Origin of the sequence: Halovibrio sp. HP20-59 (assembly GCF_033052795.2) — a bacterium.
In the GTDB taxonomy this organism is placed as follows: Bacteria; Pseudomonadota; Gammaproteobacteria; order Pseudomonadales; family Halomonadaceae; genus Vreelandella.
The window spans coordinates 1-24,323 of record NZ_JAWJUW020000001.1 but is presented as its reverse complement, the minus strand read 5'-3'; the positions used below and the strand labels follow the sequence as shown (position 1 = coordinate 24,323).

The following is a 24,323-nucleotide window of genomic DNA, read 5'->3' as shown; positions in this document are numbered from 1 at the left end:
CGGTTAGCCCGACCCCGCAGCCAGTGGCTGCGGGGTTTCCGTTTGTGACAATGGTCACACTGGGGAGTTAGTGCGCCTCGTCCCAGTTGGCGCCGCTTTCGGCTTCCACTATCAGTGGTACTTTAAGCTCGGCTGCGCCCTGCATGCGTTTTTGCACCTGCTCAATAAACGTTTCTACCTGTTTCTCGGCGACTTCAAATACCAGCTCATCGTGCACCTGCATCACCATTAGCGCGTCGAACTCACCTTCCGCTAGCCACGCATCTACGTCGATCATCGCCTGTTTGATAATATCCGCCGCTGTGCCCTGCATTGGCGCGTTAATCGCCGTGCGTTCAGCGCCTTGGCGGCGATTACGGTTTTGCGACTGAATTTCCGGCAGGTAGAGGCGCCGCCCTAATACCGTTTCGACAAAACCATCTTCCGCCGCTTGAGAGCGAATGCGCTCCATGTAGCGGGCCACGCCAGGGTAGCGATCAAAGTAGCGGTCAATATAGGTTTGCGCCTGGTTGCGTTCGATATGCAGTTGGCGCGACAGCCCCCAAGCACTCATGCCGTAGATCAAGCCGAAGTTGATCGCTTTGGCGCTGCGGCGTTGATCGCCTGAGACCTTTTCAAGCGACGTACCGAAGACTTCCGCCGCGGTAGCGGTGTGGATATCGCGCCCCTCAGCAAAGGCTTCCAACAGCCCCTTATCTTCAGAAAGGTGCGCCATAATCCGCAGCTCAATCTGCGAGTAGTCGGCGGCGACAATACGGTAGCCGGGGCGGGCAATAAACGCCTGACGGATCTTGCGCCCCTCTTCGGTTCGAATAGGGATGTTCTGTAGGTTAGGGTCCGATGATGACAGCCGCCCGGTAGCGGTGACCGCCTGGTGGTAGCTGGTATGTACCCGGCCGGTGGCCTTATTAAGCAACCGTGGCAGCTTATCGGTATAAGTGGATTTAAGCTTAGCCAAGCCACGATGTTCCATAATGACTTTAGGTAGCGGATAGTCCAGCGCCAGCTCTTCCAGCACGCCTTCCGCGGTAGAGGGCGCGCCTTTGGGCGTTTTCTTCAGCACCGGGATTTTCTGCTCTTCAAACAGAATCTGACCCAGCTGCTTGGGCGAGCCCAGGTTAAATTCACGCCCGGCCAGTTCAAACGCCTCACGCTCTAACTCGCCAATACGCTTTTCTAGCTGCTGGCTTTGTTTGTGCAGTAGGTCAGCATCCACCGCTACCCCGTTACGCTCAATGCGTGAAAGCACTTTGATCAGCGGCAGTTCAATATTATCCAGCACCTCCGCCAGACGCCCTTCGCTTTCGACCTGGGGACGCAGGGTTTGCTGCAGCCGTAGGGTGATATCGACATCTTCGCAGGCGTAAGGCGCCGCCTGCTCCAGGGCAATCTGGTTAAACGTCAACTGCTTGGCACCCTTACCGGCAATCTCCTCAAAGGAGATGGTCTTTTCGCCCAGGTACTTCAGCGCCAGCGAATCCATATCGTGGCGGGTGGCGGTAGAGTTGAGCACATAGGAGGCCAGCATGGTGTCGGCAAAAGGGCTCGCGACGGCAATCGCATAGTTGGCCAGTACCGAAATATCGTACTTGAGATTTTGGCCAATCTTGGTTTTTGTCGGATCTTCTAGCAGTGGCTTTAGCGCCGCCAACACGGTTTTTCGGTCAAGCTGCTTAGGCGCATCCAGGTAGTCGTGGGCAAGTGGAATATAGGCTGCTTCCCCCGCTTGTAGCGCCAAACCAACGCCAACGATTTCTGCGTCCATATAATTGAGGCTGGTAGTTTCCAGGTCAAAACAAAAGCGTTCGGCGTTTTTCAGCCGATCCAGCCAGCGCTCGAAGTCTGCTGGTTCGAGGATGATCTGATCTTCGCGGTCTGGTTTTGCAAGGGCCGGCTCTTCGTTAGGCGCGTTTTCGCTATCAGCATCCTTAGCGCTGGCGGGCGTCGGCTCACCGCCTTTAACATCATCCACGCCTTCGTCTTTGCCTTCCAACAGCTCACCCAGCCACTGGCGGAATTCCATTTCTTTATACAGCGTAACCAGCGCTTCGCGATCGGGATGAGCGATATCCAAATCATCCAGGCCCACCGGCAAATCACAGTCAACTTTAATGGTCGCCAGTTGATAAGAGAGAAACGCCTGCTCGCGATGCTCCTCAAGCTTTTTAGGCAGCGTTTTGGCGCCCCGGAATGACAACGTTTTGACACGCTCCAAGTCGCCATAAATGGTCTCTAGCCCGCCGTCCATGCCTTGCAGCAAGCCGATAGCGGTTTTCTCACCAACCCCAGGCACACCGGGTATGTTATCGACCTTGTCACCCATCAGGGCGAGAAAATCGATAATCAACGCGGGGGGCAGGCCGAATTTTTCTTCCACGCCCGCCTCGTCCAGCGTTTCGTCCTTCATGGTGTTCACCAGCGTGATGTGGGCATTAACCAGCTGCGCCATGTCCTTATCACCGGTGGAGATCACCGCGTCGCGCCCCGCCTGAGTGGCATGATGCGCCAGGGTGCCAATCACGTCGTCCGCTTCGACACCTTCAATGCACAACAACGGCAGTCCCAGTGCTTTTACACAGGCGTGCAATGGCGCAATTTGGCTGCGCAGGTCGTCGGGCATCGGCGGGCGGTGGGCTTTGTAGTCGCTGTACAGCTCATCGCGGAAGGTTTTACCCGGCGCATCGAACACCACTGCCATCGGGCTTTCGGGGTAATCCTTAATCAGCCGTTTGAGCATATTCAACACGCCTTTCACCGCACCGGTGGGTTGACCGTTTGAGGTCGTTAGCGGCGGTAACGCGTGAAACGCGCGATAAAGGTACGAGGAGCCATCAACGAGGACGATTGGAGCGCGAGCCATAACCAAATTCCATTATTGAAAAATTGCCAAAGAAAATTGTGACAAAGAGAACTGTGGCAAAGAGGTGTTAAAAATCGTTGCCCCTATGATACGCGTTGCGCAGCCAGCCTGCAGAGCCAAAGCGCTTGTGTGTCGACATCGATAACGACAACGCTGCCAACTGAGCTTTCAAGCCGCTACAATAACGGGCTTAGCAACCTGGGCGAGACTCTCATGGCTGTATTTACTCCGCTTAGCGACGCACAGGTCGCCGCGTTTTTAGAAAAATTTGATGTCGGCAGTTTCGTTTCCCTACAGGGCGTGGCCGGCGGCACCGAAAATTCGACGTTTTTTGTCACCACCGACCGCCGCGAACTGGTGTTAACGCTGTTTGAACAAGGCGAGCACGCCGAGCTGCCGTTCTTTGTTGAACTGCTGGACTATTTGGACGAGCACCGCTTACCGGTACCGGGTACGGTGCACGACAGGGACGGTGTCGCGCTGCATAGCCTGGAAGGCAAACCGGCGCTGCTGTTTCCGCGCCTGCCAGGCCGCCATCCCGAGGCCCCCAATTTAGCCCAGTGCCAAGCCTTGGGTGACACCCTGGGCCGTATGCACGTGGTATCGAAGCGTTTTTCTGGCCACCGCCCGAACCCGCGCGACCTAAACTGGCTGCATGTGATGCACCACAAGGTGCTTAGCTACCTGAGCCCCGCCGATCAAATGTTGATGAAGGACGAAGTCGACGACTTTGAAAGCGCCTTTAGCCAGCACGATACGCTGCCCCAAGGGGCCCTGCACGGCGACCTTTTCCGCGACAATACCCTGTTTGAGGGTGATCAACTCGGCGGTATTATTGACTTTTATAATGGCTGCACCGGTGACCTGCTGTTTGACCTGGCAATTGTGATCAATGATTGGGCCTCTAACGACGATGGCACGCTTCACCCTGAGCGCTACAATACGCTGTTGAGCGCCTACCAGGCGCGCCGCCCGTTAACTGCCAATGAGCAGGAACTGTGGCCCACCATGCTACGCATGACGGCGCTTCGCTACTGGCTATCGCGCCTGCTGGTGGTCTACGTCGACCCGCCGGCCCACGATTTAACACCCCACGACCCCGACCGTTTCCGCACTATTTTAAACGCGCGCATTGCCCATGGTGCGCTGCCGCTGCCTGAGGTTTCTGCATGACTGTGATGGAGACGACTAGCCCTGCGCTTCGCGCGCGGCGCACCTGGAACATCGACCAATGGGGCAGCGGCTACTTCGATGTCGACGACCAGGGCGAAGCTCTTGTGCGTCCGCTGGGTAGCGACGCTGAAGGCCCCGCGCTACCGCTGAGTGGGTTGGTTCGCCAGTTGCAAAGTGCCGGCCTGCGCCTGCCGGTATTGGTGCGTTTCAGCGATATCCTCCACGACCGCGTTGAGCAGCTATGCGCCGCCTTCGATGCGGCCATGCAAGATGCCAACTACCAGGGTGGCTATACCGCGGTCTACCCGATTAAAGTCAACCAACAGCGCCGTGTCGTGGAAGAGATTTTGGCCACCGCTGAGCGTGGCAGTGGCCGTGTGGGGCTGGAGGCGGGCAGCAAGCCGGAGTTGCTGGCGGTGTTGGCGCTTTCTGACGGCGGCTCTTCGCTGATCGTTTGCAACGGCTACAAAGACCGCGAGTATGTACGCTTGGCGCTGCTGGGCGAGAAGCTCGGCCATAAAGTTTATCTTGTGGTTGAAAAGCTCTCCGAGCTGCAGCTGATTTTAGAAGAGGCTCGCGAGCTGCAAGTCACCCCGCGGATTGGCCTGCGCGCCCGCCTTGCCTCGGTGGGTAAAGGCAAATGGCAGAATACCGGTGGCGAGAAGTCCAAGTTCGGGCTGACCGCCAGTCAGATTCTTGAGGTAGTGGACACACTGCGTGACCAGGACGCGCTGGAAAGCCTACAGCTGGTGCACTTCCATCTGGGCTCCCAGATTGCCAATATTCGCGATATCCAGCGCGGGCTGCGCGAGTGCGCACGCTTCTATCAGAACCTGATGGAGCTGGGTGTGCCGATCGACACTGTGGACGTCGGCGGTGGCCTGGGCATCGATTACGAAGGTACTCGCTCGCGTAGCTTCTGCTCGGCTAACTACTCAATGCGCGAATACGCGCGCAATGTCGTCAGTGCCTTTGCCCAACTGTGCCAAGAAGCGAACCTGCCGCAGCCACATTTAATCAGCGAATCCGGCCGCGCCCTGACCGCCCACCACGCCGTGCTGATTACCAACGTGATTGGCGAAGAGCGTATCGATGATACACCGCCCGTTCGACGCCCTCAGGACGATGCGCAAGTCGATTTGCTATGGCGGGTATTCGAGCAACTCGCCAAGCCCCAGGAACCACGCGTCTTGGTAGAAGCGTGGCACGACCTGCTGCAAGCGGTTAGCGAACTGCAAGATCGTTTTGTCATGGGGTTAAGCGATATTGCCGCCCGTGCCGAGGGCGAGCGGGTGTATATGGCCGCCTGTGCGCGGCTGCGTACGCAGCTTGACACCCGCAACCGGGCCCACCGCGAGATCATGGATGAACTAGCAGAAAAGCTTGCCGATAAACTGTTCGTCAACTTCTCGCTGTTTCAATCCGTGCCCGATGTTTGGGGCATCCAGCAAATTTTCCCGGTACTCCCCCTGAGTGGCCTCAATCAAGCGCCCACCCGCCGGGCGGTGATCCAGGATATTACCTGCGACTCCGATGGCCGTATCGACAGCTATGTTGATGGCCAGGGTGTGGAAAGTACCCTGCCGCTACCCGAATGGGCAGCGGACGATGAGCGCTGGATCGGCTTCTTCTTAGTGGGCGCCTATCAAGAAATTCTAGGCGACCTGCATAACCTGTTTGGCGATACCGACTCCGTCGACGCCGCGCTCAATGCAGATGGCGAGTGGACGCTGTCTAACCCGCTAGCGGGCGACTCGGTGGCCGACGTGCTGGCCTACGTTAATTTTAATGCCAATGTGCTAAAACAAAAACTCACCGACCAGCTAGCAGCAAGCGGCTTCACGGCTGACGAGCAGGCACGCTTTGCGGCGAACTTAAGCGAAGGTCTCGCAGGCTATACCTATCTTGAATAGCTGATCTTGAATAGCTTGCCTTGAATAACCGGGTTTGAACAACCTGGTTTAAATAGCCCCAAAAAAGAAACGCCACTCGTGATTAACGGGTGGCGTTTTATTAGCTTAACGCTAACAGCTACTTAAGGCATCTGTGTTACTCAACCACGCTGGTTTCAACTTCTAAACCACCGGTCAAGGTTAGGCGCAGTTTTGAGCCTCGCACCAGCTCCCCAACGCCTGAAGGCGTGCCGGTTAGAACCACATCGCCTGGTTCCAGGGTGAAGTGACGGCTCATTTCGGCCACCAGCGCGGGGACAGCAAAGATCATGTCAGCTCCCTCACCGTGCTGACGTTCTTCACCATCGATCTCAAGCGTGAACTCAAGCGCATTCCAGTTGGGCACTCGGCTTAGCGGCAGAAACGTCGAAAGCGGGCAGGCACCGTCGAACGCTTTGCAAACTTCCCAAGGATGCCCCTTCTCTTTTAGCTTCGTTTGTACATCACGCAAGGTCAGATCCATCGCCAAGCCAATCCCTACAATGGCGCGCTCGGCTTCATCGAGGGTTGCATGGGTTAAGGTTTCACCCACCAGCAGAGCAAGCTCTACTTCGTAATGTACATCGCCCCGGGAAAACGGCGGATCCAACGGTTTGTTTAGATCAACAACACTCGTCGCTGGCTTAATAAACAGCAGCGGCTCCGTGGGAACCGGATTATCCAGCTCTTTCGCATGGTCGGCGTAATTACGCCCGATGCAGACAACCTTGCCCAGCGGGTGGGGAAACTCCTGGCCATCGGTAAACTGTGGAACAAAACGCATGGCGGGTATTCTCCTTCTCATTATGCGTGCCGCATTCGCAACGACAGACGCAACAGTTTACCCCACCCATACGAAGGTACCACACCCTTCGGCCATGAATTTGTTTCCCCACTGCGCGTTAGCGATATGGCTGCGCCTGTTGATCAGGGCTGTGAGCCAAGAAATCAGGACGATGCTTAGCCGCTGCGTAAGGCGATATGCAACGATTGTCCTGGCGATTAAACACGAAGAACACGTTACTACGCGGGTCGGGTGACAGGTTGGCATTAGAAGCATGCAGCGTATTGCAATCGAACAGCAGCAAACCACCCGCCCTACCTTTTGGCGCTTCAATTCCATGCTGAGCCACTAACTCGGTAAGCGCCTCTGGGCTTGGCACGCCCACTTCCTGCGCTTTCAGCGAGCGTTTGTGGTTGTCCTCCGGCGTTTCCCCTAAGCACGGTACAAACTTTTTGTGCGAACCGGGAATTAGCATTAACGGGCCGTTGAATTCGTGGTTGTCGGTTAAGATTAGCGATGCGCTTACTGCGTGCATCGCTGGCATGCCATCTTCCGCGTGCCAAGTTTCAAAATCAGAGTGCCAGTTAAAGCCCTTACCGGCGAACCCCGGCTTATAATTAATCCGCGACTGATGCACATAAGGATCGGCGCCAATGATTTGACGAGCAGCCCCCGCTAAACGCTCATCTCTGGCCAGTTTACCCAAGCGTTCGGAAAGAAAGTGCACCGCAAATAGCGAGCGGATTTCCTGGCTATCGGGCTCAGTAACGCTGAAATCTTTATTGAGATACTCATCGTTACTCATCAACGCCCTCATTTCCTGACACAGTTGATCAAGCTCAGCGCCTTCAATGAGGTTGGGAATAAACAAAAACCCTTTACGTTCAAACTCATCAAGCTGTGCTTGGCTCAACGGCCCCGAGCGTTGACGACCTTTGACCACCGCCTCTTGGCGCGGCAGCCAGGTTTTCTCAGGGGTATAAGCCAAGCGCGACGGGTAGGCATCCTGTCCCTCCTGCGCGCGCTGAGCCTGCTTGCTGTGAGCATTAGGCGTGTCGGCTAATTCGCTATATTGCTTATGGATGTTTACAGTATTTAACGATGTGTTTTTGACTGTCATCTAATCCACTCCTTGTATGATTAGGTTTCAGATCGAAGATATTGCACATAGAAATTAAAATGCACGACCTAAACGGCGTGCAAAGAGCAGCCTAGCCAACTTAAATTTCTCTGCAAGGAGCGAATGACGGTTTGATAACGTAGGTTACGTGAAAAAAATTGAAGAGTGGATTTAAGGCGACTCGACGTTTAATCAGCACTTTCACAACCTTATTTCCGCTAATGATTCTAAGCTTTATTGTAACGGATACGACTAGATAACCAGCTAATGCTTATAAAGCAAAAGCGGCGCTGGGCTGTCCATCAAGGAGTAGTTATGATCCCCAAAAGGGAACGCGGCAAAGTAGAGAGAAAGCTGATTGCTTCGCTGACCCACGCCTGCGAGCAGGCCAAGCCTCAATTTCAGGGGTTCGCATGGCTCACTCATCGCGTCGACTATTTACATTTTCCTGACAGCTTGCTGATTACCTGGGTATTCGACACGGACGCCCATCTAGCCCAAGCGCTCAAGAGTGAGGCCAAGCAGCGTTTGCATGAGCTAACCGCTTCGGCGCTGGCCGAGGCCGATGTCGCGATTGACGACATCTCGCAGCATATCGATTTTGATAGCGAACAGGCGTGCCAGCGTACCCATAACGGTGACTGGCAGCACCGATTAAAATCAGCAGCAGTGAGTCATTGATGGCCAAAAAAATCGACAGCCCCTGCATATCCGTCTGCCAGCTCAAAGGGGGCCTGTGTACCGGCTGCGGAAGGAGCGTGGAGGAGATACGCCACTGGAAATCGATGAAACGCCCGGAAAAAATTACCGCTCTCAAGCGGGCAGATCAGCGCCGTAAAAAACTCAATAAGTAATTCCGCATTCAGTGTCGGGACTCGCATCACTAATTTTGCAGCATTTTACTAAAAACCAAAAGGGACTGAGTATCTTGCTTTAACATTCCAATTGGGAGGCGGTCTTCAGGTATTATCAGCCTCGATGATCACCCAAAAATCCACCGTATCTTCGCGGGATACTTCATCGAAACCATTGGCATCCGCTACACAGCCGACGCTGGCAAAGGCTCAGATGTATAGAATTGCTGATCTTCAGCTGGTACTTAGAGGCCGAACCCGCAGGCTGGTTTTAGTGCAACATTAAACATTTGCAGTTTCTAAGTGCAGACACTTTGTAGACACATACGAAAAAGCCGCCCTTTCGGACGGCTTAATCTAATTCTCTAACGCTTTGCTTTTAACCACTTTTTAGTGGTGCCGACACCAGGAGTCGAACCCGGGACCTACTGATTACAAGTCAGTTGCTCTACCAACTGAGCTATGTCGGCGCTTCACGTTTTCTTGAGAACATGATTGCTTTGCCGTTAGGCTCCACAATCAACAAGAAATTTTGTTGGCAATGGCTGGGGTACCAGGATTCGAACCTGGGAATGCCGCTACCAAAAAGCGGTGCCTTACCACTTGGCGATACCCCAGCAGTGTGGTGGCCAGAGACGGAATCGAACCGCCGACACGGGGATTTTCAATCCCCTGCTCTACCGACTGAGCTATCTGGCCGCTGCCAACGGTGCGTATTAAACTAAAATCGCCGCTTTCCGTCAACACCTTTGTGAAACTTTCTTGCTATACCGGTGCTTAGGGGTGTTTTGTACTGCATTCTTCATCGCACCGCTTAGTCGCTTATGCCTGTGGAGGCGGTACGTACCCTTCAGCCTGGTCGGTTTCTTGGTTATCGAAGAAGCGTTGCATCTGCTCCATCAGGTACGCCCGTGACTCCGGATCCAGCATATTAAGGTGCTTTTCGTTGATCAGTCGGGTTTGCAGTGCCTGCCAAGCCTCCCAAGCGGGCTTGGAAACCGTCGCCTGAATCTCCTGGCCCTGTTTACCTGGAAGCGGTGGAAACGGCAGCGCTTCCAGCTCTTTTTGGTACTTGCGACAAAAAACGGTGTTGCTCATAGAATGCTCCTGGTTCTGGGATTTTATTGGCGATCATTGAACCCTCTAGAAAACGCTTAGGCGTGGCCTGGGGTTGGATTGAGAGTAAACGGTGCCAGCTGGCTGAGCAGTGCTTTTACCGGGGCAGCAAGACCTAGCGCCGGCGGGTGATTGATGTCGTACCACACGCCGCTTTCACGAATACCGCCCAGCCTATCGCAGCTGACCGGCTGCGGGGTAATCGCTAGGCGAAAATGGCTAAAAGTATGATAAAAGCTAGCCTGGGTACTTTCACGCTCGGGATTCACCGCATGGGCTTCCAGCCAGTCGTTGAGTTCGCTGTGTTTGTCAAACTGCGGCAGGCTCCATAACCCACCCCATAGGCCGGTGGGTGGGCGCTTCTCCAGCCATACCCGGCCTTCCGGGTCGCGCAGCATCAGCATGATTGTCTGGCGCGTGGGTAGCGCCTTTTTCGGCTTGGATTCAGGGTAACGCTGCGGCTCGCCCTGAGCATAGCCCAAACAGACATCATTAAACGGGCAGCGCGGGCAATCGGGCTTACTGCGTTTACATAGCGTAGCGCCAAAATCCATCATCGCCTGGGTGTAATCGGCTAACCGCGTGTCGGGCGTGTAATATTCGGCAAGCGCCCATAGCTTGCGTTCTACCGCTGGCTTGCCCGGCCAACCAGGCAACGCGTGCAGGCGAGTAAGCGAGCGTTTTACATTGCCATCTAAAATGGCGGCCCGCTGCCCGGCACTTTGCGCAATGATTGCGCCAGCGGTGGAACGGCCAATGCCGGGGAGCGCTACTAACGCCTCAATACTGTGTGTCGGTAGTTCTCCAGCGTGCTCGGCTAGCGCAATCTGGGCAGCTTTATGCAAGTTCCGCGCACGAGCGTAATAGCCAAGCCCGGTCCATAAGTGCAGCACTTCATCCTGCGGTGCGTTCGCAAGCGCTTCCAGGGTAGGAAAGCGCGCCATAAAGCGCTCAAAATAGGCAATAACGGTGGCGACCTGGGTTTGTTGCAGCATAATTTCCGACACCCACACCCGATAAGCGCTGCGCGGCGATTGCCAAGGTAGGTCGTGGCGGCCATGTTGATCGAACCAAACCAGGAGACGACGCTGAAACTCGTCCGCCGCTAGCCGCGGCGTGGGCATATCAGCCATGCACGCTCCTTAACAAGAGTGTTTCATATGGATAAGCTCTCAATAAAAAAGCGCCGGTGTTGAGGCCGGCGCAGCTCTGATGGCTTACATTTGGAACCTGCACCGATACTCAGTTAAACAGACCACGCAGGCCGTCGCGGAGTTCTTGGGCAGCGCCTTCGCCAAGGCGTTCATCTAAATCGTCTAAAGAATCGCCTAAGCGTTCTTCCATTTCTTCATTCACACGCTCTCCAGCCTCGTTACGCAGCAGGTCCACCACGGCGGTCTGGAACATTTCGCGGTCAAAACGACACCACTCGGTGCGCTCATCGCCCAAATTTCCCTCGCAGCGTACTGGGAGCGGCAGCTGCTCAAGGCGTGGATTAACCTCGCATGCCACGTCAGCGGTATCGACCAAACGAGCATTCGCGCGGGTATCAAAGTTCATGCTGGTAAGGTTGAACTCACCCTCGCCCTGAACATCAATGCCCGGCAAAGTAATCAGCAAGTTGTTGCTTGCCACCACCCCATTGTTAATTTGCAAGGTGGCCTCAAAGCGCTCAAAGCGGGTATCGGCAGACCAGTCGCGCTGAGTGCCCTCGCCTTCTTCTAATTGGGCCACCAATTCGCACATTTGCTGAGAGATGTTGGTGGCTAAAATAGCTCCGTCGTTGAGGCGGGCCGCGAGCGTGCCATTGAGATTACTGGTTAATGCTGCCCGCGTGTTGCCTTGGCTTGTCAGGTCGCCAGATAGGTCAAAGCGCCCGCGTAGCGGTGACGCCTCTTCTTCTGTGCTGATCGCTTCAATTAACGGCGCCACTTGGACGTTACTAATCGTCGGCGACAGCAGCCACTCTAGCACTGACCCCGTGGCATCCACCTGGCCGGTGGCGTTGAGTTCACCCTGGTAGAAACCTGACTCAAACGCCGTTAGCCGCTGGACGCCGTTCTCCCCGCGCAGCTGCAAACGCGGGTTATCGAACGTCAACCCAGCAAAAATTAGGTTATCGACACTCAAATCGCCTTCTAGCGTCAATTCATCCAGCACGGTTTGCGGCAGCAGCGCCTCACCGTTTTGCGCGAAGGCTTTGCGCAACAAGCCGCGGCTGGCCTGCTTCGCAGTGGCCGCTCCAGGCAAGTAGTGGTCCAGCGTTAACTGATCGCCAGCTAAGTCGAATGCCAGCCGAGAACCGTCTAACGCCGCGGAAAGCTCGCCTGTAAAAGTGCTATCGTCCACTACCAGCGAGAGACTCGGCAGCGAGAACTGCTCGGTATCACCTTTAACCGGACTGGTCATAGCCACATCGCTGAGTGCAGATTCGCTGGCGGTATTAAGAGTAATGCCTGCGCGAGAAAGCCATGGGCGCAAGGTAAAAGGGGCGGCCGTTATTTGCCCGCTATAGGTCGGTGCTTCGCGGAGTTGTGCCAGATTTAAATGGCCACTAACCCGTAGGCCGTCTGGCCCGGTCAGTTGCAGTTCTTTCAGCTGGGCAGTTTGCGCTTGCCAGTCACCTTCCAAACCAAAGGCAAGTGCCATCGCCAGACTACCCTGCCAGTTGTCAGCATTACGTAGCCCTGTTTCCAGCAACCCCTCTTTAATAGAAAGTTGCTGTTCGCCCATACGAGCGACGATTTCGGTGGCTTTTAAGCTGAGCTGTTGTGGTTCTTCATTCACCTTGGTGTGCGTACGCGTGGACAAGGCGGTATTTTCGAGTACGAAAAGCTCCTCTTCCAAACCAAGCCGCATGCGCGTTTCAAGATTTACCTCGCTGGTCATGTCGGGGGCACGTTCCAGCACTTCCGCGTCCAGGCGGTTATGCTTGGTCAGAGTGAACATGGCCTTAAGCGGAAAGGCGCGCACAGGGTTGACGTTGCTCCCTGAGATATTGAGTTCCTGCAGGCGCCACAATGCTTCGGTTTGTACATCACGAAAGCGAATGTCGGCGTTTTTTACTTCAACGCTCGCGATACTCAGCACTACGGCCAAGCTACCGGCGTCGGCATTGGGGCCTGCGCTGGCAGGCGCCAGCACCGTTTCCGCCGCTCCATTACTTTGTTCGGATAGCCGCTCTAACAAAGATTCCCAGTTACCTTCGCCTTGAGCATCGCGCTCTAGATTTAGGCGCACACCGTCCAGCGTTAAGCCATCAACGGCAATCTCCCCACGTAGCAGCGGGCCAAACGCCACACTTACCTCTGCACGGTCAACCGCGGCAAAAGCGGGATTGTCTTCAGACTGTTCGGGCAACCAAGCCCGCGCCTGTTCTACACTGACACCGATTCGCGGGTAGAATGACCAGTTAATAGGGCCTTCTAGCGCTAAATTGAGGCCGGTTTGCTCTTCCACAACGGCGGTTAAGCGGGGCTTGAAATCTTCGGGGTCAAGAAAGGTGGTCACATAGACCACGGCGGCGACCGCGACGATGGCAAGGATGCCAACGGCCGCCAGCAAAATACGTAATAACTGTTTCATTACCCTTTCCCTTGTGGGTCTAACTCTACAAAATCGCTGGTAGCAGGCATTCCCGCTAGCGGAGCTTCTGGATTGGCCATTGGCCGATAGCCTAATTTAGATAGCATTACACGGTCGGCCAGTGGCAGCGAAGAGGTTTCAATTCGTAGGACGCGACCTTCTTGTTTGGCCTGCTCGCCTAACAGCGCCATTAAGCGCGACCCGACGCCACGACGACGCGTCGCTTTGCGGACACACAACTCTGAAAGCCACCAGGCCCCGTCTGCGCCTTCTTGCACAGCAACCGCCCCCAATAGCCGGTCGTTAAAGTGTGCACAGGCAAAAAAGTGCTGGCCCTTAAAATGCTGCTCGATAAATGGCTCAACCGTTGGGGTAGGCATGCGCTCTTGGGGCGCATCCTGGTAAATGCGAACTAGGTCAAGGCGCACCTGCTCGTCGGCTTCCCAACAGGCTTGGTCGACATGCTGCAGTGTCACCGGCATGATGAAATCCTCTTCGCCTAAGCAGCCTGGCTGCTGTTTGTGTCGTTGTTAATAACGGCTACATGTCGCGCATTGTAGCGGATGAGGGTGCCAATTCACTATAATGGCCGTTTTGTCACTGGCTGCCTCAAACAGTGGTAACTTGATGCATAGTCACCGACTGCCCCTAAGGACCATTCCTAAGGAACCGTTCCTAAGGATCCGTTCCTAAGGACTATCCCCCATAGCGTGCCACAGCGCAGGAGATGCAACATGTCAGCGCGTATTGCCACGGTGAGCCGTGACACCAACGAAACGCAGATCAAGGTCAGCGTCAATCTCGATGGCGAAGGCCGTCTTAGCTGCCAAACCGGCGTTCCGTTTCTGGACCATATGCTTGATCAGGTTGCCCGCCATGGGATGGTTGATCTTGACATCCACGCGACTGGTGACCTGCATATTGACGACCACCATACCGTAGAAGACCTTGGGATTACCCTAGGCCAAGCTTTTTTAGCCGCTATTGGTGATAAGCGCGGTATTTATCGTTATGGTCACGCCTATGTTCCTCTTGATGAAGCACTTTCCCGGGTAGTCATCGATTTCTCCGGGCGCCCTGGTCTATATATGAACGTCGAGTTCACCCGCGATACCATTGGCAGCCTGGACACCCAGTTGTTCTGGGAGTTTTTTCAAGGTTTCGTCAATCACGCCCGTGTCACTCTGCATATCGACAACATCAAAGGCTTTAATGCTCATCACCAGGCGGAAACAATTTTTAAAGCCTTCGGGCGAGCCCTGCGCATGGCGGTGTCGGAAGACCCGCGCATGGCAGGCCAAATGCCTTCCACCAAAGGGAGCCTGTAATGCTGCGCCATGTCATGTTTGATGCCACAGGCGATGCTGCTACTCCCATCTTGTCTACTTCTCTAAGGAGCGCTTCATGACCATTGCTGTGATCGACTATGGAATGGGCAACCTGCATTCTGTGGCCAAGGCCCTGGAACATGTGACGCATGAGAATGTAGTCATTACCCGCGACCCACGCCGCATTCTTGGCGCGACCCGCTTGGTCCTGCCTGGCCAAGGGGCTATTCGCGACTGTGTTGGCGAACTTGAACGCACCGAATTACGCGGGCTGGTAGAGGATATTTTAACGCGCCAAGCTAAACCGCTGCTGGGCATCTGCGTAGGCCAGCAGATGCTGCTCGAGCGCAGCGAGGAGAACGGTGGCGTGGAGTGCCTGGGCTTCTTCAAAGGCAGCGTGGACCGTTTCCCAAGTGATATGCGCGATGTCCACGAGCAACGCCTGAAAGTGCCGCATATGGGCTGGAACGTGGTCGAGCAGCATCACGATCACCCGCTGTGGGCCGGTATTGATAACCACGAACACTTTTACTTCGTACATAGCTACTACGTGAATGCGGCTGAAGATGCGCAAGTGCTGGGGACTACCCAGTACGGCAAGGTCAGCGCCCACGTCGCCATTGGTCGTGACTCGACCTTCGCGGTGCAGTTCCACCCCGAAAAAAGCTCCCGCGCGGGCCTGCGCCTGCTCGAAAACTTTGTCACTTGGACGCCCTGAGAGGATTGTTTATGTTGGTAATTCCCGCGATTGATCTCAAAGACGGCCAGTGCGTCCGGCTGAAACAAGGCCGTATGGAAGACGCCACCTCCTATGGCGATGACCCGGTGGCCATGGCGGCGCGCTGGGTGGAAGCCGGCGCTCGCCGCCTGCACTTGGTAGACTTGAACGGCGCCTTTGAAGGCAAGCCGGTAAATGGTGACGCTGTTACCGCGATCGCCCGTGCCTACCCTAACCTACCGATTCAAATTGGTGGCGGCATTCGCAGCGCTGAAACCATCGAACACTACTTAAGCGCCGGTGTCTCCTACGTGATTATCGGCACCAAAGCGGTCAAGGAACCCTCGTTTGTAGGTGAGATGTGCCGCGCGTTCCCTGACCATATCATTGTTGGGCTTGATGCCAAGGATGGCTATGTCGCCACTGACGGCTGGGCCGAAGTATCGACAATAAAGGCTACTGAGCTTGCCAAGCGTTTCGCCAACGACGGCGTCTCTAGTATCGTCTACACCGATATCGCCCGTGATGGCATGATGCAGGGCGTCAACGTTGAAGCCACCGCGCAGTTGGCCCGCGAAGGCGGCTTACCGGTGATTGCCTCCGGTGGTGTGACCAATTTGGACGATATCAAAGCACTTTGCGAGGTAGCTGATAGCGGCATCTTAGGCGCTATTACTGGCCGGGCGATTTATGAAGGCAGCCTAGACGTCGCCGAAGCACAGCAATTAAGCGACCAACTAACGGGGGGCCGTTCATGAGCCTTACCAAACGCATTATCCCCTGCCTGGATGTCGATGCCGGGCGCGTGGTCAAAGGCGTTAATTTTATCGGTATTCGCGATGCCGGCGACCCAGTGGAAATTGCCCAGCGCTATAACCAGCAGGGTGCCGACGAGATCACTTTCCTCGATATTACTGCTAGCCATGAAGACCGCGACACCACGGTGGAGATGGTCGAGCGTATTGCTGGCGAAGTGTTTATTCCACTGACCGTCGGCGGCGGTATTCGCAGCTGTGACGACATACGCACCATGCTGAACGCTGGGGCAGACAAAGTCTCGATCAACACTGCGGCGGTAACAAACCCTGAGTTTGTGCGCGAAGCCGCCGAGCGTTTTGGCAGCCAGTGCATTGTGGTGGCGATTGACGCCAAACGGGTGTCTAAAGAGGATGAAACGCCCCGCTGGGAGATTTTCACCCACGGCGGCCGTCGCCCAACAGGCCTGGACGCCGTTGAATGGGCTAAAAAGATGGTTGAGTTCGGCGCGGGTGAGCTGCTGCTCACCAGCATGGATCGCGACGGCACCAAAGTTGGCTTTGACCTAGGCGTGACCCACGCAATTTCCGAAGCGGTTAGCGTGCCGGTCATTGCTTCAGGCGGTGTTGGCAATCTGGATCACTTTGTCGATGGCGTGCTGAAAGGTGGCGCTGATGCGGTGCTCGCGGCAAGCATTTTCCACTTTGGCGAGTACACCATTCCCGAAGCTAAGCGTTATATGGCCGAACGCGGCATCGACATGCGGCTATAGAAACCCCAGCCTGCCGGGGCATTACACCCCGGTGTCTTCCAGCGTTAAACCTAAGTTACTGATACCGCCGTTGCGGCCTAACTGGCGCACTTCTTTCATCGTCGTCTTATCCAACGGTTGGCTGACGGCTTCCAATACGGCGTCTTGGAAGTCGTTTTCATCAGCCATCAGTGGGTGGTCACGAATAATCAGAGCCAGTGTTTGCGCATCATCTTCGCCCTCGGTGAGCTCTATAAACGCGCGCACGCCGGCACGGGAAGTGCGGCTAACATCCAGCACGGCCTCGGGGGATTCGCCTTGCAGGGTGTCCAGTAGCGCTGACACAGCAACCACCGCATCAAGGGCACGCCGGGCGCCAAAGCTGTCATCTTCTGCAGGTGGCTCACACTCGGCGAGTTTTTCTGCTTGGCGGGCAAAATCGATGTTAGCGCTGGGCACGTTGAGCCGCTCCCAGACCAAACTCAGCACGGCGTTGAGCGTATGACCATCGCCCTGCCCCGTGGTTTGTTCATACAGCGCGTAGTTCGGCAACAAGCGTTCGCATAATGCCGCCATAAAGGCCTGCTGGGCCGGTAAGGGGAGTTCTTGCAGGCGTTGATAAAAGCCCTGAGGGTTCGACACCATACTAATTTCCTGAATCGCTTAACGGGGGATATTGGTGAACAGTCACGGTTACGTTATCGTCACTGAATAGCATTGGGGAACCTCCCAATGTCTTGACGATTTTAAGGCCGGCGAGGAGATTATCATGCATATTCATCTGCTACAGCACGGCCCTGATTATGGCCCCGCCCGTTTAACCGATTGGCTAACCAGTATGGGCCATAGTTACACCGTTTTTCATCTCTACGCAGGCGAGCTCACACCTCGCCCAAACGAGTCTGACGCACTGATTATACTTGATGGCCCAGAGGCGCTACTCAGCCAACCACCGGCGTGGTTTAAAGCCGAAGATAAACTCATCAACCGCTATTTGGATGGCCAAAAACCGCTGCTGGGTATTGGTGTAGGCGCCCACTGGATAGCCCAAGCGCTAGGCGCGGTAGTGGGCCCTGGCACTTACTTTGAGACGGGCTGGCATAGCGTCACCCTAGCGCCGGAAAGCTCGCTGGATTTACCCGAAGCGTTCGCGGCGTTTATGTGGCATCGCTATATCTTTAGCTTGCCTGAAGATGCGCTCCCACTAGGCGGTAGCGAAGCTGCGCCGCTGCAGGGTTTTACCTGGGACAAAGGCCGGGTGATCGGTCTGCTGTGCCATTTAGAAGCCACCGCCACCAGCGTGCAACAGTTACTTAGCACTGCCCCACCCCCTCAGAACACTTCATCGGTAGTGACGCGCTATGTGCAAGACAACGCCAAAATTCTCGACAATCCCAACCGCTTTGTTGACCTCGCGCCACTACTTGATCGAGTGATGACTCAGTGGCTTAAAGCAGCGTAACAGTAGCCAGCCAGGTCGTCAGCGGTTCCACTGTCTGGCGGCCGCTAGACAGCTATCCCAATCGCCCACATAGATTTCTGGCGGCGCAGCGTCGCGCTGCTTCTCTAAGTGGTAACGGTAGAGCGGGTCGTAGTACTCGGTGAGCAATGGTGCGAGCCAGGCTTCATGGGCCTGGGGGTTACCTTGGGCATGCTCTTTGAATGCCAGCGCCTGAAGACGCTGTAAGCGCTGCAGGCGGGCGTTACCCAGGCGTTTACCCAGGCGAATAAGGGCATTGCTTAACTGCGCTTGCATTAATTGCCAGCCTTGGTCGCCGCCATAGCGAGCCGTGTAGGCTTGCTCTAAGTCGCTAATATAATCCTGCTGTATCTGGGCAATCCGCCAATCCAATGGCATCTCGATACGGACCCGAGGCGCTTGCTGAAGCCCCCGCCAGAAATTGAGCGGGATATTGGCATGGCCAATTTGGCGGGATTCATCCTCAACAACCAGCCCTTCGGTCAGACCGATTAACCGCTTGGCAAGCGCATGCTCAAAGTTGATTTGAGTAGTGGGCTCTTCGGGCCTACGACCAAAGGCAGAGCCTTTATGCCGGGCGTAGGCTTCCAGGTCGACACCGTTGTCGAGCTGATTGATCAGCGTCGTTTTAGCACACCCGGTTAGCCCGGCGATCACCAGCATAGGCTGAAAGGCCGCGGCGTCGATACGCTCACAGAGCGCTTTACGCATGGCTTTCCAACCGCCCTCCAGGCGCGGCCTTGAAATGCCCGCATCTGCTAACCACCGTTGGGCAATTTGCGAGCGCAGACCACCTCGAAAGCAGTAAATTAGGGCATCTGGATGCTCAGCTAAATACGCTTGCCACGCCGCGATCCGGGCCTGCTTGACATCACCACTGACCAAGCGCTCGCCTAGTTCAATCGCCGCGGCTTGGCCGTGCTTTTTATAGGCAATGCCTACTTGACGACGCTCGTCGTCTACCATCAAGGGTAGATTAACGGCACCCGGCAGCGCGCCTTGGGCAAACTCTACCGGGGCACGCACGTCGATTAATGGTCGAGCTTCACTGATCAAGCTCAAGCCAGTTGGCGTCGTCTGCGTCACCCGACGACCTCAATTAACGCTTTACCTTGACGCGCTTTCATTACACCAAATGACTGCAAGGTTAAGCCGAACTCGCGGCCGATACGCTCAACGTCGTCCTCCCATGCTGGGTTTACGCTGAGCAGTAGGCCGCCCGAGGTTTGCGGATCACACAGCCACTGCCAGTGAGGTTCATCCATGGCGGGGAGACTCTCACCCAGGGCATCGCGGTTACGCAGCGTACCGCCGGGCACAGCGCCTTGCCGGCGGTATGTTTCTGCTTCGGCTAGGCGCGGCAGGCGGCGAAAGTCAATTTTCGCCATGACATTGCTGGCCTGACATATTTCAGACAGATGGCCTGCCAAACCAAACCCGGTGACATCGGTCATCGCGTTAACGCCTTTCACATCAGCGAGCTTCATACCAATGCTGTTGGACTTAAGCATGGTTTCGCGGGCGAGGCCGTGATGGCCGGTTTCCAGCAAACCACGCTTTTCCGCCGTGGTTAACATTCCCACCCCTAGCGGCTTGGTTAAGAACAGTAGATCGCCAGGCTGAGCGGTGCTGTTGAGCTTGAGCTTGTCGAGATCCACCAAGCCGTTAACGGCAAGCCCGAAAATCGGCTCGGGCGCATCAATAGAGTGGCCACCGGCCAGGGCAACGCCTAATTCACGACACACGGCCTGCGCCCCTGCCATGACATCCCCCGCGACTTCGGCGCTAAGCTTATCCAGCGGCCAGCCTAAAATGCCTAACGCCATGACTGGCGTGCCGCCCATGGCATAAACATCGCTGATGGCATTGGTGGCAGCGATACGCCCAAAATCGAAGGGGTCGTCAACAATCGGCATAAAAAAGTCGGTGGTAGCGATCATACCGCGGCCATCACCAAGGTCGTACACCGCCGCGTCTTCGCGCCCATTATTGCCCACGATGAGATGCTTATGGCCCGCTGCAGGCCCCGCCTTGGCTAGAATCCCATCCAACACGTTGGAAGCAATTTTGCAGCCACAGCCAGCACCGTGGCTATATTGGGTCAAACGAATCGAACTCATGGTGTCTCTCCTTGGCACTCTAGATATTAGCAAATAAGATTAGTATAGCTCACGCTACAGCGCTTCTAAGGCATCGCTCAGTTTATCAACGGCAATCACCTCCATCCCCTTAGGGGCCTGTTTGGGGGCATTGCCACGCGGTACTATCGCTCGTAAAAAGCCATGCTTGGCCGCTTCGGCAATGCGCTCTTGGCCGCTGGGCACCGGGCGTATTTCGCCGGAAAGCCCAACCTCACCAAACACCACTAATTCTTTGGGCAGTGCACGGTTTTGCAGGCTAGATACGACCGCCAGCAGCACTGCTAAATCAGCACTGGTTTCAAGCACTTTGACACCGCCGACGACGTTCAAGAACACATCCTGATCGCCAGTAAACAGGCCGCCGTGGCGGTTGAGTACAGCTAACAGCATGGCCAGACGATTTTGATCCACGCCAACCGCAACGCGTCGTGGATTACCCAGCGCCGACTCATCGACCAGCGCCTGCACCTCAACCAAAATAGGCCGCGTGCCTTCCCACACCACCATGACAAGGCTGCCGGGCGCCTGCACTTCCTGGCGGGAAAGAAAGATCGCACTGGGATTTTTAACCTCTTTAAGGCCTTGTTCAAGCATCGCGAAAACGCCGAGTTCATTCACGGCGCCAAAACGATTTTTCTGACCGCGCAGGGTACGAAAGCGCGAGTCTGCACCACCCTCCAGCAAAAGGGAGGCATCAATCATATGCTCAAGCACTTTGGGCCCCGCCAACGATCCATCCTTCGTCACATGCCCTACTAGCAACAAGACTGTATTGGTCTTTTTGGCGAAGCGCGTTAGCGCCGCGGCTGACTCACGTACCTGGGCAACGCCCCCTGGCGCCGAGCTGATATCTTCCAGATGCATGGTCTGGATCGAGTCGATCACCAGGATTTCCGGTTTTTCGCGTTCAGAGACCGCTAGAATGGTTTCGACGCTAGTCTCGGCGAGCATCTTCAAACCGCTGGTTGGTAGCTGCAGGCGATGGGCACGCATGGCTACCTGAGAAAGTGATTCCTCGCCCGTCACATAGAGAATGCGCCGTTGCTGAGCAAGTTTGCAGGCCGTTTGCAGCAGCAGGGTCGATTTACCCGCCCCTGGGTTGCCACCAAGCAGCACTGCAGAACCGGGCACAAGCCCACCACCCAGTACGCGGTCGAACTCGGCAAACGTAGAGCTCATCCGCGGCACTTCACTGAGATCAACATTACCCAGATCAATCACTTCTCGAGAAAGATCACCCGTGTAGCCAGAACGGCCAGGGGCTGCACTAGCACCAGGACGCGCACTCGCCAAATGGACTTCACTTAAGGTATTCCACTCCTGGCAACTGCTGCATTGCCCTTGCCATTTGCGATATTCAGCGCCGCACTCGGTACACACAAAGGCGCTTTTGGCTTTGGCCACTGCGATGACGCTCCTATCACGATGAGGGCTGAGCGCTGCACGAAGGAAGCAACTCAGCTAAGGGGTATATATACATACAAAAGGCGGCCAATGGCCGCCTTTGCGATGCTTACGATTAGCTTACTGGCGCGTTAGCTGAAGCATCTCACCATTTTCAAAACGGCGGCGCTCTGGATCAATCAACTCCAAGGTATCCTCATCAATACGCATGAAGTAATAGATTTGACCGTCGCCATCCGGCGTCAGCTCGTAAACCGTTGCATCCGGATCAGACGGCGTGCCGGTCAACACTTCCCAGTTACCCGCGTAGTTTTCGTCCGGCGGGGTTTGGGGATGGTTACGGTAAGAAGCGTTCAACGTGAAGGTGCGCTCTTCAGCGGCACTGGTTTCTTCCCCAACCATCGTGACATCCAGATCGATACCATCGCAGTTACGACATGGCAGCGAGCCTTGGTAATTTTGCTGGGCGGCCGCTGCTTCTTCTTGTGGCTGCTCCATCGGGCCGCTCGCACAGCCAGCCAGCAGTGCCAACATAGCCGAACCGGCTAGCAAACTCTTGAGTTGCATTGAGTGTCTCCTTAATCTCGTGTTGGACGTCATATCTATGGTTGCACAGTTATGACAGCATAACCGCTACAAGGTGCAACGCACACCCCTAGCACTGCGAATGCTTGCGCTTGGTTAGTCTTCAAGCGACCATGACATACCTTGCTACGATAATCAGGTTACCCCCATGAGCCAATACTGGAGTCCGGCTGTTCGCGGATTAACACCTTATGTACCCGGTGAGCAGCCACGCGAGAAGCTTGTTAAGCTCAATACCAATGAAAATCCTTACCCGCCTGCGCCGGGCGTCGGCGAAGCGCTACGCCATTACGCCACCGACCACCTTCGGCTTTACCCGGATCCAACATCCGCATCGCTTCGGGCAGCCCTGGCGGAAACGCTTAACGTTAACAGTAGCCAAATTTTTGTGGGCAATGGTTCCGATGAGGTGTTGGCGTTTGCCTTTCAGGCTTTTTTTTGCCACAACGCCCCGCTTGATGTGCCTGCCATCACCTATAGTTTTTATCCCGTTTACGCCAATCTCTACGGCATAGAGCTTCGCAAGCATCCGCTTAATGCTCAGTGGGAAGTCGACACCCATGCTCTCGCCAACGAAGGCGAACGCAGCGGCGTTATTTTTGCCAATCCCAACGCCCCTACTGGCCATGCGCACTCGCTGGCGACTATTGAAGCACTGCTTAAGCGGGTGACGGACCGTGTGGTACTGGTAGATGAGGCGTATGTCGACTTCGGCGCGGAGAGCGCCGTCGCGCTGGTTGATCACTACCCGAACCTGTTGGTCACTAGCACCTTTTCGAAATCACGTAGCTTAGCAGGTCTTCGCTTGGGCTATGCAGTGGGCTCAGAGGAGTTAATCGACGGGTTACAGCGGGTCAAAGACTCTTTCAACTCTTATCCAGTGGATAGTTTGGCAAGCTTAGTAGGCATTGCCGCACTAAAGGATGCAGAGCATTTTGAGGCCTGCCGCGAGCATGTAATTACTACCCGCGAGCGTACCCGTCAACGTCTTGAAACACTGGGGTTTGAGGTACTGCCCTCCAAGGCCAACTTTGTGCTTGCCCAGCACCCCGAGTACGAAGGCGCGCAGCTATTTGCCAGCCTACGCGAGCGGGGCATATTGGTGCGCCACTTCAATACGTCAGAACTCAACAACTTCCTTCGCATCACTATCGGCACCGATGATGAGATGGATAGTTTGGTTGAAGCGCTAGAGACAATCTGCGGTTAACTAACCAGCAGCGCAGCGAAGGCCACCTCAGGCTAGAGATGGCCGCGTCGCTGCGCTCCTCGCCATGACATGACGCTTTTCCCGCCTCGGCATTGCCATTGACTCTGTCATCGCGAGCGAAGCGACGTGGCCATCTCAGGGGTGGTGCCACCGCAGGTCGAGATGGCCGCGTCGCTGCGCTCCTCGCCATGACATGACGCTTTTCCCGCCTCGGCATTGCCGTTGACTCTGTCATCGCGAGCGAAGCGCGGCGATCTCGGGGTGGGTGCCACCGCAGGACGAGATGGTCGCGTCGCAAGCTCCTCGCCATGACAAGGGGTGTGCACTTTTCTTTCGGGCGACAAAAAACCCAGCCGGTTGGCTGGGTTCTTCGTTAAATAAGTGCCTGACGATGACCTACTCTCGCATGGGGAGACCCCACACTACCATCGGCGCTAAGCGGTTTCACTGCTGAGTTCGGCAAGGGATCAGGTGGTTCACGCTCGCTATGGTCGTCAGGCGTAACTGGCGATGTATATCATGCTGGC

Annotated in this window: 22 protein-coding genes, 3 tRNA genes and 1 rRNA gene; 10 read left to right on the top strand and 16 right to left on the bottom strand. The window is 55.6% G+C overall.

The genetic code is table 11. The features are described from left to right. Positions 1-67 precede the first annotated feature (67 nt). On the bottom strand, positions 68-2,860 hold the full coding sequence (polA, locus tag RZA33_RS00130; RefSeq protein WP_317505821.1) for a DNA polymerase I: 2,793 nt from the start codon (positions 2,858-2,860) through the stop codon (positions 68-70). A gap of 213 nt (positions 2,861-3,073) precedes the next feature. On the opposite strand from polA, the gene RZA33_RS00125 reads away from it, so the two are divergent. Continuing rightward, positions 3,074-4,033 (top strand): homoserine kinase, encoded by a 960-nt coding sequence (locus RZA33_RS00125; protein WP_317505820.1) that lies wholly within the window; start codon positions 3,074-3,076, stop codon positions 4,031-4,033. Then, positions 4,030-5,946, top strand: a complete 1,917-nt coding sequence (gene speA / locus RZA33_RS00120; RefSeq protein ID WP_317505819.1) for a biosynthetic arginine decarboxylase — start codon at positions 4,030-4,032, stop codon at positions 5,944-5,946. The genes RZA33_RS00125 and speA overlap by 4 nt, the downstream gene beginning before the upstream one ends. 136 nt (positions 5,947-6,082) lie before the next feature. Here the strand turns inward: speA and RZA33_RS00115 are convergent, their stop codons facing one another. Both RZA33_RS00115 and thpD read right to left on the bottom strand, forming a co-directional pair. Beyond that, complete coding sequence (locus tag RZA33_RS00115) at positions 6,083-6,748, bottom strand: fumarylacetoacetate hydrolase family protein (RefSeq protein ID WP_317505818.1); 666 nt, start codon at positions 6,746-6,748, stop codon at positions 6,083-6,085. Positions 6,749-6,866: 118 nt separating this feature from the next. Beyond that, positions 6,867-7,868, bottom strand: a complete 1,002-nt coding sequence (gene thpD / locus RZA33_RS00110; RefSeq protein ID WP_317505817.1) for an ectoine hydroxylase — start codon at positions 7,866-7,868, stop codon at positions 6,867-6,869. Between the two features lie 315 nt (positions 7,869-8,183). On the opposite strand from thpD, the gene RZA33_RS00105 reads away from it, so the two are divergent. Together RZA33_RS00105 and RZA33_RS00100 are read left to right on the top strand one after the other, a co-directional pair. Next, positions 8,184-8,549: a hypothetical protein gene (locus RZA33_RS00105; RefSeq protein WP_317505816.1), complete on the top strand. Its 366-nt coding sequence runs from the start codon at positions 8,184-8,186 to the stop codon at positions 8,547-8,549. Beyond that, positions 8,549-8,722, top strand: a complete 174-nt coding sequence (locus tag RZA33_RS00100) for a DUF1289 domain-containing protein (protein ID WP_317505815.1) — start codon at positions 8,549-8,551, stop codon at positions 8,720-8,722. Before RZA33_RS00105 ends, RZA33_RS00100 begins: the two co-directional genes overlap by 1 nt. Before the next feature lie 394 nt (positions 8,723-9,116). Here the strand turns inward: RZA33_RS00100 and RZA33_RS00095 are convergent. The 7 genes from RZA33_RS00095 to RZA33_RS00065 form a co-directional block, all read right to left on the bottom strand. Next, a tRNA-Thr gene (locus RZA33_RS00095) sits at positions 9,117-9,192 on the bottom strand. Positions 9,193-9,264: 72 nt separating this feature from the next. Further along, a tRNA-Gln gene (locus tag RZA33_RS00090) sits at positions 9,265-9,339 on the bottom strand. A gap of 6 nt (positions 9,340-9,345) precedes the next feature. Next, a tRNA-Phe gene (locus tag RZA33_RS00085) sits at positions 9,346-9,421 on the bottom strand. A gap of 123 nt (positions 9,422-9,544) precedes the next feature. Continuing rightward, positions 9,545-9,820, bottom strand: coding sequence for an oxidative damage protection protein (locus RZA33_RS00080; RefSeq protein ID WP_317505814.1), 276 nt, complete (start codon positions 9,818-9,820; stop codon positions 9,545-9,547). A gap of 56 nt (positions 9,821-9,876) precedes the next feature. Further along, a complete protein-coding gene (gene mutY / locus RZA33_RS00075) occupies positions 9,877-10,971 on the bottom strand; it encodes an A/G-specific adenine glycosylase (RefSeq protein ID WP_317505813.1) in 1,095 nt (364 codons plus the stop codon). 109 nt (positions 10,972-11,080) lie between these two features. Further along, positions 11,081-13,423 carry an AsmA family protein gene (locus RZA33_RS00070; protein WP_317505812.1) on the bottom strand — a complete coding sequence of 781 codons (2,343 nt, stop codon included), beginning with the start codon at positions 13,421-13,423 and terminating at the stop codon, positions 11,081-11,083. After that, positions 13,423-13,905 (bottom strand): GNAT family N-acetyltransferase, encoded by a 483-nt coding sequence (locus RZA33_RS00065; protein ID WP_317505811.1) that lies wholly within the window; start codon positions 13,903-13,905, stop codon positions 13,423-13,425. The genes RZA33_RS00070 and RZA33_RS00065 overlap by 1 nt, the downstream gene beginning before the upstream one ends. A gap of 252 nt (positions 13,906-14,157) precedes the next feature. On the opposite strand from RZA33_RS00065, the gene hisB reads away from it, so the two are divergent. From hisB to hisF, 4 genes are all read left to right on the top strand, one after another. After that, positions 14,158-14,751: an imidazoleglycerol-phosphate dehydratase HisB gene (gene hisB, locus RZA33_RS00060; RefSeq protein ID WP_317505810.1), complete on the top strand. Its 594-nt coding sequence runs from the start codon at positions 14,158-14,160 to the stop codon at positions 14,749-14,751. A 76-nt stretch (positions 14,752-14,827) separates the two neighbouring features. Further along, positions 14,828-15,469: an imidazole glycerol phosphate synthase subunit HisH gene (gene hisH, locus RZA33_RS00055; protein WP_317505809.1), complete on the top strand. Its 642-nt coding sequence runs from the start codon at positions 14,828-14,830 to the stop codon at positions 15,467-15,469. Positions 15,470-15,480: 11 nt separating this feature from the next. Then, entirely contained in the window at positions 15,481-16,227 is a 747-nt protein-coding gene (gene hisA, locus RZA33_RS00050) for a 1-(5-phosphoribosyl)-5-[(5-phosphoribosylamino)methylideneamino]imidazole-4-carboxamide isomerase (protein ID WP_317505808.1), read from the top strand. Further along, entirely contained in the window at positions 16,224-16,997 is a 774-nt protein-coding gene (gene hisF, locus RZA33_RS00045; protein ID WP_317505807.1) for an imidazole glycerol phosphate synthase subunit HisF, read from the top strand. The genes hisA and hisF overlap by 4 nt, the downstream gene beginning before the upstream one ends. A 21-nt stretch (positions 16,998-17,018) precedes the next feature. On the opposite strand, the gene RZA33_RS00040 is transcribed toward hisF, so the two are convergent. Continuing rightward, positions 17,019-17,621 (bottom strand): YjaG family protein, encoded by a 603-nt coding sequence (locus tag RZA33_RS00040; protein WP_317505806.1) that lies wholly within the window; start codon positions 17,619-17,621, stop codon positions 17,019-17,021. A 124-nt stretch (positions 17,622-17,745) separates the two neighbouring features. Between RZA33_RS00040 and RZA33_RS00035 the strand changes: the two genes are divergently transcribed. Next, on the top strand, positions 17,746-18,438 hold the full coding sequence (locus tag RZA33_RS00035) for a type 1 glutamine amidotransferase (RefSeq protein ID WP_317505805.1): 693 nt from the start codon (positions 17,746-17,748) through the stop codon (positions 18,436-18,438). Positions 18,439-18,456: 18 nt separating this feature from the next. Here RZA33_RS00035 and mnmH read toward each other — a convergent pair whose 3' ends face one another. The 4 genes from mnmH to RZA33_RS00015 form a co-directional block, all read right to left on the bottom strand. Next, positions 18,457-19,542: a tRNA 2-selenouridine(34) synthase MnmH gene (gene mnmH / locus RZA33_RS00030; protein WP_317505804.1), complete on the bottom strand. Its 1,086-nt coding sequence runs from the start codon at positions 19,540-19,542 to the stop codon at positions 18,457-18,459. After that, complete coding sequence (selD, locus tag RZA33_RS00025; protein WP_317505803.1) at positions 19,539-20,576, bottom strand: selenide, water dikinase SelD; 1,038 nt, start codon at positions 20,574-20,576, stop codon at positions 19,539-19,541. Before selD ends, mnmH begins: the two co-directional genes overlap by 4 nt. A gap of 54 nt (positions 20,577-20,630) precedes the next feature. Next, positions 20,631-22,001 carry a DNA repair protein RadA gene (radA, locus tag RZA33_RS00020; RefSeq protein WP_317505802.1) on the bottom strand — a complete coding sequence of 457 codons (1,371 nt, stop codon included), beginning with the start codon at positions 21,999-22,001 and terminating at the stop codon, positions 20,631-20,633. Positions 22,002-22,121: 120 nt separating this feature from the next. Beyond that, positions 22,122-22,568, bottom strand: a complete 447-nt coding sequence (locus RZA33_RS00015; protein ID WP_317505801.1) for a copper resistance protein NlpE N-terminal domain-containing protein — start codon at positions 22,566-22,568, stop codon at positions 22,122-22,124. A gap of 166 nt (positions 22,569-22,734) precedes the next feature. Between RZA33_RS00015 and hisC the strand changes: the two genes are divergently transcribed. Beyond that, positions 22,735-23,796, top strand: coding sequence for a histidinol-phosphate transaminase (gene hisC / locus RZA33_RS00010; protein WP_317505800.1), 1,062 nt, complete (start codon positions 22,735-22,737; stop codon positions 23,794-23,796). A 383-nt stretch (positions 23,797-24,179) separates the two neighbouring features. On the opposite strand, the gene rrf is transcribed toward hisC, so the two are convergent. Continuing rightward, a 5S ribosomal RNA gene (gene rrf / locus RZA33_RS00005) occupies positions 24,180-24,295 on the bottom strand. Between the last annotated feature and the right edge of the window lie 28 nt (positions 24,296-24,323).

Coding starts and splice junctions, on each gene's coding strand:
- polA (WP_317505821.1), bottom strand. CDS start 2,860: ATGGCTCGCGCTCCAATCGTCCTCGTTGATGGCTCCTCGTACCTTTAT.
- RZA33_RS00125 (WP_317505820.1), top strand. CDS start 3,074: ATGGCTGTATTTACTCCGCTTAGCGACGCACAGGTCGCCGCGTTTTTA.
- speA (WP_317505819.1), top strand. CDS start 4,030: ATGACTGTGATGGAGACGACTAGCCCTGCGCTTCGCGCGCGGCGCACC.
- RZA33_RS00115 (WP_317505818.1), bottom strand. CDS start 6,748: ATGCGTTTTGTTCCACAGTTTACCGATGGCCAGGAGTTTCCCCACCCG.
- thpD (WP_317505817.1), bottom strand. CDS start 7,868: ATGACAGTCAAAAACACATCGTTAAATACTGTAAACATCCATAAGCAA.
- RZA33_RS00105 (WP_317505816.1), top strand. CDS start 8,184: ATGATCCCCAAAAGGGAACGCGGCAAAGTAGAGAGAAAGCTGATTGCT.
- RZA33_RS00100 (WP_317505815.1), top strand. CDS start 8,549: ATGGCCAAAAAAATCGACAGCCCCTGCATATCCGTCTGCCAGCTCAAA.
- RZA33_RS00080 (WP_317505814.1), bottom strand. CDS start 9,820: ATGAGCAACACCGTTTTTTGTCGCAAGTACCAAAAAGAGCTGGAAGCG.
- mutY (WP_317505813.1), bottom strand. CDS start 10,971: ATGGCTGATATGCCCACGCCGCGGCTAGCGGCGGACGAGTTTCAGCGT.
- RZA33_RS00070 (WP_317505812.1), bottom strand. CDS start 13,423: ATGAAACAGTTATTACGTATTTTGCTGGCGGCCGTTGGCATCCTTGCC.
- RZA33_RS00065 (WP_317505811.1), bottom strand. CDS start 13,905: ATGCCGGTGACACTGCAGCATGTCGACCAAGCCTGTTGGGAAGCCGAC.
- hisB (WP_317505810.1), top strand. CDS start 14,158: ATGTCAGCGCGTATTGCCACGGTGAGCCGTGACACCAACGAAACGCAG.
- hisH (WP_317505809.1), top strand. CDS start 14,828: ATGACCATTGCTGTGATCGACTATGGAATGGGCAACCTGCATTCTGTG.
- hisA (WP_317505808.1), top strand. CDS start 15,481: ATGTTGGTAATTCCCGCGATTGATCTCAAAGACGGCCAGTGCGTCCGG.
- hisF (WP_317505807.1), top strand. CDS start 16,224: ATGAGCCTTACCAAACGCATTATCCCCTGCCTGGATGTCGATGCCGGG.
- RZA33_RS00040 (WP_317505806.1), bottom strand. CDS start 17,621: ATGGTGTCGAACCCTCAGGGCTTTTATCAACGCCTGCAAGAACTCCCC.
- RZA33_RS00035 (WP_317505805.1), top strand. CDS start 17,746: ATGCATATTCATCTGCTACAGCACGGCCCTGATTATGGCCCCGCCCGT.
- selD (WP_317505803.1), bottom strand. CDS start 20,576: ATGAGTTCGATTCGTTTGACCCAATATAGCCACGGTGCTGGCTGTGGC.
- RZA33_RS00015 (WP_317505801.1), bottom strand. CDS start 22,568: ATGCAACTCAAGAGTTTGCTAGCCGGTTCGGCTATGTTGGCACTGCTG.
- hisC (WP_317505800.1), top strand. CDS start 22,735: ATGAGCCAATACTGGAGTCCGGCTGTTCGCGGATTAACACCTTATGTA.